The sequence below is a fragment of the Limosilactobacillus sp. DJ3M12 genome (assembly GCF_947381695.1).
Classification (GTDB): Bacteria; Bacillota; Bacilli; order Lactobacillales; family Lactobacillaceae; genus Limosilactobacillus; species Limosilactobacillus kinnaridis.
The window spans coordinates 22,877-31,941 of record NZ_CANCWY010000020.1; the positions used below are offsets into that span (position 1 = coordinate 22,877).

Here is a 9,065-nt window from a genome sequence, read left to right on the forward strand (position 1 = left end):
TTAATCACCTCACTAACATTGTACGATATTTTAAGTAATATTTACAGCAAAAAAAGGTATGCTTCTACTATATAAACTATGTAGAAAGATGTATACTTTAGGCGATCTATAAAAATGTGACAGATACTATCTTTCAAGAAGAATTGAAACTCAAATAATCCTTTGCTATACTACATTTTGTAGATATGCCTTTTGTTTATCAAAAGGTACGTTCGAAGGTAGGTTGCTGGAAAAAATACTGATTTTATCGGTATTTTTTCCAGCATTTTTTTATACGAAAGGAGCTAAGAATATGTCTAAATTTCGCTTGCAGTCCGTTGTTTTTGTCTTAACCGCATTTTTATTAGGATGTAATGAATTTATGGTTGTGGGGGTTATTTCTGATATTGCCAAAAGTTACCATGCTTCATTATCAACGGTTGGCTTTTTAGTTACTAGTTTTGCAATTATTTATGCTATCTGCACACCTTTAATTACCACTTTGACAGGTAAGTTTGATCGTTTTAATGTTTTGATGGTGCTAATGCTGATCTTTTTAATCGGTAACACTTTAACCGCAGTTGCGCCTAACCTATTTTGGCTATTTGTTTCGCGGATTGTAACAGCTGCGGTCGCGGGGACAATTATTTCATTGATTCTTGTATTTGTAAGTATGATTGCGCCAATTGAAAAACGGGCAATGCTGGTCGCTTCAACTTTCGCTGGTTTTAGTATTGCTACGATTGTAGGGGTCCCCGTTGGAACGGCAATTAGTAATGCTTTTTCTTGGCGGGATAGTTTTGCCCTCATTTCGGTTTTAACCGTAATTATTTGTGGCTTTTTATATTGGCTGATACCACGGGACAGTCGTCAAGAAAATGCTTCGTTAAGTAACCAAGTTCAACTTTTTAAGGATCGGCGAATAATTCTTGGGGTTATCGTAATGGTAACATTAATGTCAGCTGAATATACCTTCTATACTTATGTTCGCCCAATTATTACCAATGTTCTTGGGTTTAGTACGACTAACTTAACATGGTTATTAGGACTTATTGGAATTACGTTTATTCTTGGTAATATATGTGCCGGCGTAATCGCAAATCGTTTTGGGATCACTAAACTTACTGTTATTAGTAGCACCGTCCTTATTTGTTTATTGTTGATGAATGCAATGTTCCATGTTGCATGGTTAGGGATCCTGTTATTGTGTGTTATTTGTTTTGTCCTAGGAATGCCCGGTTCAATTCTGCAAGTAATGTTTCTGAATATTGCTGATCGAGAGTATCCAGAAGCAATGAATTTGGCTTCTTCATTAAACCCAATTTGTACTAACGTGGGGGTATCGATTGGCTCCTTGACCGCCTCAATCAGTATTAATTTTGTTCAAATTAACCAGATTGGATACGTTGGAGCAATCTATGCCTTGATTGCAGTTTTTGGTTCGCTTTATCTGATTAAAACAAGCGCCAACTAGAAATGATTATATGCATTTGAAGAATTATTCCAATAGCAGTAAAATTATTTTTGGATTAATAGGTTTGATACTATTTGGGAGGATAATTTTATGAAGTTAAGTAAGAAGCAACTAGCAGCTACTTTTATGACTGCTGTTTTAGCAGGATCAGTAATGATTGGCTCTGTGGCAACTGCTGAGGCTGATAATGCCAGTGGATCACCAGAAGAGCAAGCGGATATTACTAATTGGATTGCCAATACCCCCGAACAAATTTCTAATAATATGGCGATGCAACACATTAATACCAATAACCTTAATGGCACTCGTTACATTATTCAATGGGGTGACACTTTATCGGGGATCTCAGCCGCAACTGGAATTTCTGTGGCTAAACTTTGCTACGATAACAACATTCAAAATGCTAATTTAATCTTTGCTGGGGATGTTCTTATCTTAAACCGTGAAGGAAGCGTTCCTGCTGGTTATGATCCCAACGTAAATCCAAATGTTGTTGCCCAGACAAAGATTACAATCAATAATGGCCCAACAACAGTGAATATTGCCGTTCAACCACAATCTGTTGTTAAGAATTACGATAATTCCGACAATTCTGATCATTCGACAACAATTTACAAGGCAGGCGCGGTAAATTCATTTAACAACAACGACAATGATAATGAACAAAGTGCTAGTCAATCCAGCTCAACTAAGTCTGCTAAGCATCAGAAGCATACTTCATCAGTCAGTGCTTCTGACATTGTGAGCGGCTTGAATGATGCCAATAATAATGACAAACTGTCCTTTGACGAAGGGGATGGGGGTAGTGACGCTGATGAACTTAATGTTGATTCAGCAGCGATCTTAAAGGATACTAAGAAGAATGACTATGATGCGATCCTTAGTGAAATCGAAAGTGCCCTAGGTTCAAAAGCCAAGAAGGATACGACAGTTTACATTGAAAAAGATGGCAACGAGATCCATGTCTACGCTAGTGTTAATGATGACGCTGATAGCAGTAATAGTAGCAGCACTAAGGATGATGAAGATAGCGATAGCAGCAGTAGTAGCGAAAGTGAAAGCAGCGATGACAGCAGTCAAAGCAGCAGTGATGATGAAGATAGCAACAGTCAAGCTACTACAAGTGACCACGACACCGACACTTCTGACGATGAGTAATAGGGGATAAAAATGCAAAAAAAGACAAAAGTTATTATTTCTGTTTTAGTAGCAGTAATGGTTGTTATTGGCGGCTTTTATCTCTATGCTAGTCGGACAGTGGCTAAACGTCTTCCTGGTCACGTTTATGAATATACATCAGTGTCAGGTAATCAAAATGCTTATATGACCTTTGCCACAAGTGGGGATCAGGTTGTTGTTACTCCCGACAAGGATACGGCAATCAAAGCAAGTAATAGTGCTAGCGATTTTCAACAAGCCTACCAAGACAACGCCAAAGATGGCAAGTGGAATTATAAGGCGCAAGGAAATCGGTTGACACTTTCAAAACTGCAAGATGGGAAAGTCTCAATGTGGCAATATAATCATATGCTAGCATTAGGCAAAAAGATGCGGTCTGGTAACTTTACTTATCAGATTGCCAATGCCGGTCAAGGAATTGATCATAAAGCGACTAAGTTTGAACAAATTCGATGATATAAAGTTAAATAAAAGGGTCTCCCAATTCTAAAGGAGGCCTTTTTATTATGGATAAATATGAGATTCCCTCCTTAAAATGAAAACGCTGTGACAAAACACTTAAACTTAGCTAAAGCCCCATCAGTTTAATAATTAATCGTGATAAAATGACCATACATTAATATATTAGAATTTTGTTGTTAGGAGTGAGAGATGATTAAGGAGAAAAGATAATGGCAATTTACTTACGACGAGCAACTTTGGATGATCTTCAAAGTGTGATGACAATTATTGAACAGGCACGAGCACAATTAAAAGAAAAGGGTAATCCACAATGTCAAGATGGTCATCCTTTCCAGAAAACGATGGAAAATGATATTAAAGCTGGCTATAACTGGGTGCTAATTGATAATCAAAAAGGCTACCTTACAACTAACCCCGGAACAAACGTATGAAGAGATTAAAGATGGATCGTGGTTAAAACCAAATGAGCCATATGCAATCATTCATCGATTAGCAGTCCTTCCTTCCCACAATGGTCAAGGTTTTGGGAAATATATCTTCTCCAATCTACTTACGGTTGGGTATTTGCAGGGAGTAAGGAATTTCCGTTATGATACTCATTACAAAAATATTCCTGTTCAAAAAATAGGCCAAGATATTGGTTTTATAAAACGCGGTACGATTTATATTGATGACAAAATTGACAATAAACATATGGGATTTGAACTGAATTTAAAATAAAAATTCCATCTGCCCTAAATGGTTATTAGGATAAATGGAATATAAATACGGATGAAAACTAATTATGTGATGAATAGTTGTTGTGAGGCTCCTTAGAGGGCTTTTTTCTTTGCAGCTTCCATTCCAACAAGCCGAATTCGACCACGTTGGTTAACACAAATGCGCTCATCAAACTTAGGTTATTTTCGCGACATAAAATAATGCCAAGTGATCCTAGTAAAAGGACGATCGCCATTGCCCTAAGATCTCGACCATTAAAGCGTAAATGGCGGCGATTATAAAAACTATAAAGCCAGAGACAAAGGTAGAAGACGATGAGGTTAGATGCGACAAAGCAACTAAGAAACAAACGTGATACTTCTTCATCAGCCATATAGATAATCCCAGCCGTAATCGAGAGTAGGCTGATAACATGAGTGTACATCGCAATAAAGCCGCGAGTATGCTGATGATGATTTAAGAAGCGTTCTACTAGCAATGTATAGACGCCGAATAGGGCAGCTACTCCTAGAAAGATTGCGATTGCTAATGGTGAATAGATAGCGCCCTTAAAGTAATGGGTAATGTTAACAAGTGTTTCTCCGCACGTAATGATAATTATTAAACTTAGGCGTTCTATGAGGTGGGGAAAGTTGACTTGTTCCGGCCTAAACATGCGGTAATCACTAAGGGCATTAGAAAGCCGATTAAACCACCGGCAACGCAGAGATAGACACCATACTGATAACCAATAATCAGCCCGGTTACAAGAAGAATAAATTCTAAGTCAAGCGCAATAATAAATCCTTGGAGATCATGATCTCGTTTAAAATGAGTGCTAGAGCCAAGTAAATATTGAAAGATTAAATTAATAGTTGTTAGTGCTGCCGAAAGATTGAACGCATGAAATGTTAACCGCCATTCAGTATTAATATTATTAGCTAAATAGATGGCGGCAAACATACTAATCAATAAGCCAACCGTATCGACGGCCCGACTTGTTCCAAAGCGATTAATATAGACTGTCTGATAAAGCCAAATTTGTAAAACGAAGATAACGACAATGATAAATTCAATATATATTCTTGGCGGCAAGCTACCATCGATTGGATGATGAATCATCATTGTTATTCGAGAGATCGCATAAACAAAAATTAAATCATAGAAGAGTTCAAGCATTGATACTTGTTTAGCAACTATTTTTTTCATAAAAGTAATTCCTTCCTTGTAATTGCATTAATAATACTATTACTTAGTAGGAAAACTATAATTATTTCACTTTGACCAAATTGCGAACTTGCTGTGTACCCCAGGTCATTGCGATGATGATAATGATTGTGGTAACGGTACTGCCGAGTGGAAATGAATAATTTAGCAGAATTCGATAGATGATAAACCCAATCAACCAGAGAATTAGGTTAGCCCATTGACAATTTTGTTTACGATAATCTACTTTCAAGATGAAGTAATCTGTAATTTGAATTGCAATCATTGGGGCAAAGACAGAACCAATAAGGTAAAGAAAATTACTGAAGTTGTCCATGGGGAAAATCAACGCACTAATTGTTCCCAGAATTGTTGCACCAATTGCGGCCATTGTTCCTGACCATTTACTGAAAATCGTTTTTGAAGAAACACCAGCAGAATAAGCGTCCATAAATGTCGTTGTGATTGTGGAAAAAATAATGATAAATAAACCGGCAATTCCCAAGCCGGCCCGTAAAATAATCGTGGCGATGTTAATGTCATGAGTAAGGATAGCAGCTCCTAAACCGATGAAGGCCATCCAACAACTAGTCAGGCCATAGACAACTGCACTAATCCCGCTAGTTGGCACGGGTCGTTGAGCAATACTGGTGTAATCACTAATAAGTGGCAACCACGATAATGGCATGGCGATAACTAGCTCCATCCCCTGAGCCCGTGACAATGTACCAGTTGGTGAACTGGTAGAATGGTGGGTAAAAATGGCGGCGCATAGGAGACCGCTTAGAATTAATAATGTTGAGATGGTCGCAAGGTTAAGGTAATAAAGGTGCCAAACCCCGACGAGCAGCCAGCCAATAATCAGGGCGCCGATTAAAATGACCCATAATGCCTGATTAAGGTGCCAGACCCCATTGGCTGCTAATGCACCATCATAAATCATGATGCCGGTCCAACCGATCAATTGGAGAACATTCAATAGGGCAAAAAACTTACTGCCATTTTGGCCAAAACTAATTTTTGCGGCGTTCATTGAACTAAGACGTTGCTGACCGCCAATAATTCCAGCTAAAAAGAGCAGAAAACAGCCGATAATGTGGCCAAGGATAATTACGGCGATCCCTTTTGTAAAACCAAGGGGAGCTAAGTAAGTCCCAGTTAGGATTTCAGCAATTGAAATCCCGGCGCCACACCAAATCATGCTGTTTTCGATAATTGTTGTCTGTCGTTGCATAATTTCACCATCCTTAAGTTTGATTTGATTAAGATAGTGCAAAGTAAAAAGCGACCAGTAATCACTTTGATCCTGGTCGTCCTTTATTAATCCTTCCTACGTTGGCATTATCCAAATCAGGTTCATTGGGTCGAGACGCATAGTCCCCTCTCAGCCTGTCTGCAAGCTCCCCGTTTATGCAATTCAATGTTAATCTTAGCAAATCTCAGTTGAATGTCAATTAATGATCTTAATTTACTGATTAAGCCAGACACTGCTCCTGTGATGTGATATAGTAAGGGTGTAATTTTTTAAGTAAAGTGAGGGAAGATCATGGCTAAATACACTGTTGAATTAAGTGAAGAAGATATCCAAATGATCAAGGATTGTCATTCAAAGAATCCTTCTATCATGAAGGCAATGAACAACGCTAAAAAAGTTGAAGATTGATAGGTAGACTGGAAAGAAGAGGGAAGCATTCTTTCTGGTCTTTATTTACGTTTGGGGAGGATAAAATCGAAAAAATTAATGGAAGTTCTTGCGATTGCTAGTTTGGGCGTTGCCTTAACTGGTTGTGGCAACCAAAGCACGCAAAGCAGTAGCAATACCGCAAAGACTAATTCAGAAGCTAGCAGTAGTCAAAGTACTGCCGCTACTAATAATACAAGCAGTAGTGAATCGCACCACGATAGTTCATTGTGGAATATTCAAAAGAATGAGCAGTTGGCATCGTTTATGCAAAAATGGGGACCAACAATGCACCAATCCTATGAACAATATGATGGTCAAAATGAATTGAAGGTTTCAACAGGAATAACATACCCCGATGGTTTAAGCAAAGAATTAGTAGAAGGTCAGTCTGGCTTGATTGGCTGGGCACCATCAGGCAAGGGTGATTATGAATATAATGTTGTAGCGATCTATAATCATGACGGGACAGAACCGCCATTGCCAAATCGAATTACATACTTCTTTGCCTTCCATAATGGTAAACCGGTTGTATTAGTTGACCAATCAAATAACGGTGATCCAGATTGTCATCCGACGACTAATACGGATCTTGAAAGCAATTTTGAACGAATCGCAACAGAATCTACTAAATAATCTTGGAAATAGATCCTTTAGTTTGTTATACTAAAATTAGTTTCGCGTATAATGGTCTAGCAAACTCAATTTGAGTGGCTGGACTTTTTTGGCTCTACGTCAAGTAGTGTTGATACGCAAATATGAATCATCGCCAATTAAATTGGTCTAGTTAGAACTGTCATTCGTGACGGTTCTTTTTAGTTAGCTTGAATTTGGTGGCCAATAATTAAATAAATCCGAGTTTTAAATGCCGTAAAGTAACGATAACCACAGGCAACTCGTTTGATAGTCTTAATTCGATTATTAATCCCTTCGGTTCAACCATTTGAGAACTTAGTCTCAAAGCCACGCTTAATCCCTTCTTTATAACGCGCTAAAACCTGGCAACGGTGGATTGTATAATGGCTAACACTGTCTGGCCGAAGTTTAAGTAATTGAAAGAAAGTTGTAAAATCACGTTGATTATAAGCATGCTTCAAGGATTGGATAAAATTATAAGTGGCTTTTAACTCTTGGTCATACCCTAACATTAAGTCTAAGATTATCATGGAATTAACAACGCGATTAAAATAACGTCCTTCGTAATAAACTTTTGTACTTAAATTTCCCCGATCTTGAAGAAATAGCCGCCAATAACGTTTAAGGTGCCGAGCTTGTTTCTGCTCCGCTGAACCACCTTTTCGCAAACGGTTAAAGACATGAATTCGTACATGATTCATCGTGTCATTAAGGTGTTTGGCAATGTGAAAGCGATCATAAATAATTTGAGCACAAGGAAAAACGGTTTTAACTAGTTGGTCATAAGCAGCGTTCATATCCATCACCAGATATTTCACTCGGCAACGAGCACGACGCTTAAACTGTTGATAATGTTTAAATAAGCTACGTAATCGGCGATCTTCAAGGAGCTCAAATAAGCAACTTCGATCACCATCAACGGCGATAAAACTCATCTTGCCTTTAGCGCTCCGCATTGATTTAAATTCATCAATGCATAATGTTTCCGGTAGATAATTTAAATTTGGTTTATATTGATCAGCGAGGTCCAAAAGGACCCGCTGGACTGAAGCTTCACTGATAAACAAATCATGGGCAATATCTTTAATTGTTTGAATTCGCGTTAACCGAAGAATAATTTCACGCCTTAAATCACGACTAATTGTTCGTTGCTTTTCAAAAAGATAACTAGTCGCATTAAATGTTGTATAGCAGTCAGGACATTGAAAACGTTGAGTATTAACAAGCAACATTAATGGTTGAGCCCTAAATTGTCCATATTTGTGTTTAGCTTGATAAAAACCATTTGTCCACGATTAATAACGCCACAATTTGGACAAGCACGCGGGATATAAGAAAGGGTACAGGATATTTGTGCCACCTGAACGTTTTTAATTGATTTATATTTAAGCCAATGATGAGGAAAATTTAAATGAGGGTCTGTTAAATTGAGAAGAGTTCTTGTATCATTATCCATGGAGGTTACCTTCTTTACTATGTGATTTGGCGATTTCATTGTATCAGAGGGCATGCCTCTTTTTTAGTTTAAAAACAAAAAATCTGATATTGGTATAGAATGTAATATTTCTATATCAACACCAGATATTGTAGAACCCATAAAAACCGGATGATGAATTGTTCAAAAAATTCATCATCCGGTTTTTATTTTGGACTAGGAGTTTTTTTCCAGCCTCGAAATGTCAATTTAAGTTAGAAAGAAAATAGTTGCTCATCAGTGACGTAAGACATGAATACTTCATATGGAGTTCG

7 protein-coding genes, 2 pseudogenes and 1 riboswitch are annotated in these 9,065 nt (G+C 37.8%); of the genes and pseudogenes, 6 read left to right on the forward strand and 3 right to left on the reverse strand.

Annotated features, from left to right (window positions below):
* The first annotated feature begins 292 nt into the window (after positions 1-292).
* The 5 genes from QOS06_RS08930 (at position 293) to QOS06_RS08950 (ending at position 3,814) form a co-directional block, all read left to right on the forward strand.
* Positions 293-1,453 carry an MFS transporter gene (locus QOS06_RS08930; protein ID WP_283595851.1) on the forward strand — a complete coding sequence of 387 codons (1,161 nt, stop codon included), beginning with the start codon at positions 293-295 and terminating at the stop codon, positions 1,451-1,453.
* A 90-nt stretch (positions 1,454-1,543) separates the two neighbouring features.
* Entirely contained in the window at positions 1,544-2,611 is a 1,068-nt protein-coding gene (locus QOS06_RS08935) for a LysM peptidoglycan-binding domain-containing protein (protein ID WP_283595852.1), read from the forward strand.
* Between the two features lie 12 nt (positions 2,612-2,623).
* Positions 2,624-3,088 carry a hypothetical protein gene (locus QOS06_RS08940; RefSeq protein WP_078009565.1) on the forward strand — a complete coding sequence of 155 codons (465 nt, stop codon included), beginning with the start codon at positions 2,624-2,626 and terminating at the stop codon, positions 3,086-3,088.
* 215 nt (positions 3,089-3,303) lie between these two features.
* Positions 3,304-3,525 carry a hypothetical protein gene (locus tag QOS06_RS08945; RefSeq protein WP_238594847.1) on the forward strand — a complete coding sequence of 74 codons (222 nt, stop codon included), beginning with the start codon at positions 3,304-3,306 and terminating at the stop codon, positions 3,523-3,525.
* A complete protein-coding gene (locus QOS06_RS08950; protein ID WP_229398108.1) occupies positions 3,476-3,814 on the forward strand; it encodes a GNAT family N-acetyltransferase in 339 nt (112 codons plus the stop codon). The genes QOS06_RS08945 and QOS06_RS08950 overlap by 50 nt, the downstream gene beginning before the upstream one ends.
* Before the next feature lie 58 nt (positions 3,815-3,872).
* On the opposite strand, the pseudogene QOS06_RS11145 reads toward QOS06_RS08950, so the two are convergent.
* Together QOS06_RS11145 and cytX are read right to left on the reverse strand one after the other, a co-directional pair.
* A pseudogene (locus QOS06_RS11145) lies at positions 3,873-5,002 on the reverse strand (low temperature requirement protein A).
* Positions 5,003-5,063: 61 nt separating this feature from the next.
* Entirely contained in the window at positions 5,064-6,233 is a 1,170-nt protein-coding gene (gene cytX, locus QOS06_RS08965) for a putative hydroxymethylpyrimidine transporter CytX (protein WP_283595853.1), read from the reverse strand.
* Between the two features lie 74 nt (positions 6,234-6,307).
* A riboswitch (TPP riboswitch) is annotated at positions 6,308-6,416 on the reverse strand.
* Between the two features lie 324 nt (positions 6,417-6,740).
* Here cytX and QOS06_RS08970 point away from each other — a divergent pair.
* Positions 6,741-7,316 carry a DUF4767 domain-containing protein gene (locus tag QOS06_RS08970; protein ID WP_283595856.1) on the forward strand — a complete coding sequence of 192 codons (576 nt, stop codon included), beginning with the start codon at positions 6,741-6,743 and terminating at the stop codon, positions 7,314-7,316.
* 179 nt (positions 7,317-7,495) lie between these two features.
* On the opposite strand, the pseudogene QOS06_RS08975 reads toward QOS06_RS08970, so the two are convergent.
* Positions 7,496-8,772: pseudogene (locus QOS06_RS08975) on the reverse strand (ISL3 family transposase).
* Positions 8,773-9,065: the final 293 nt, after the last annotated feature.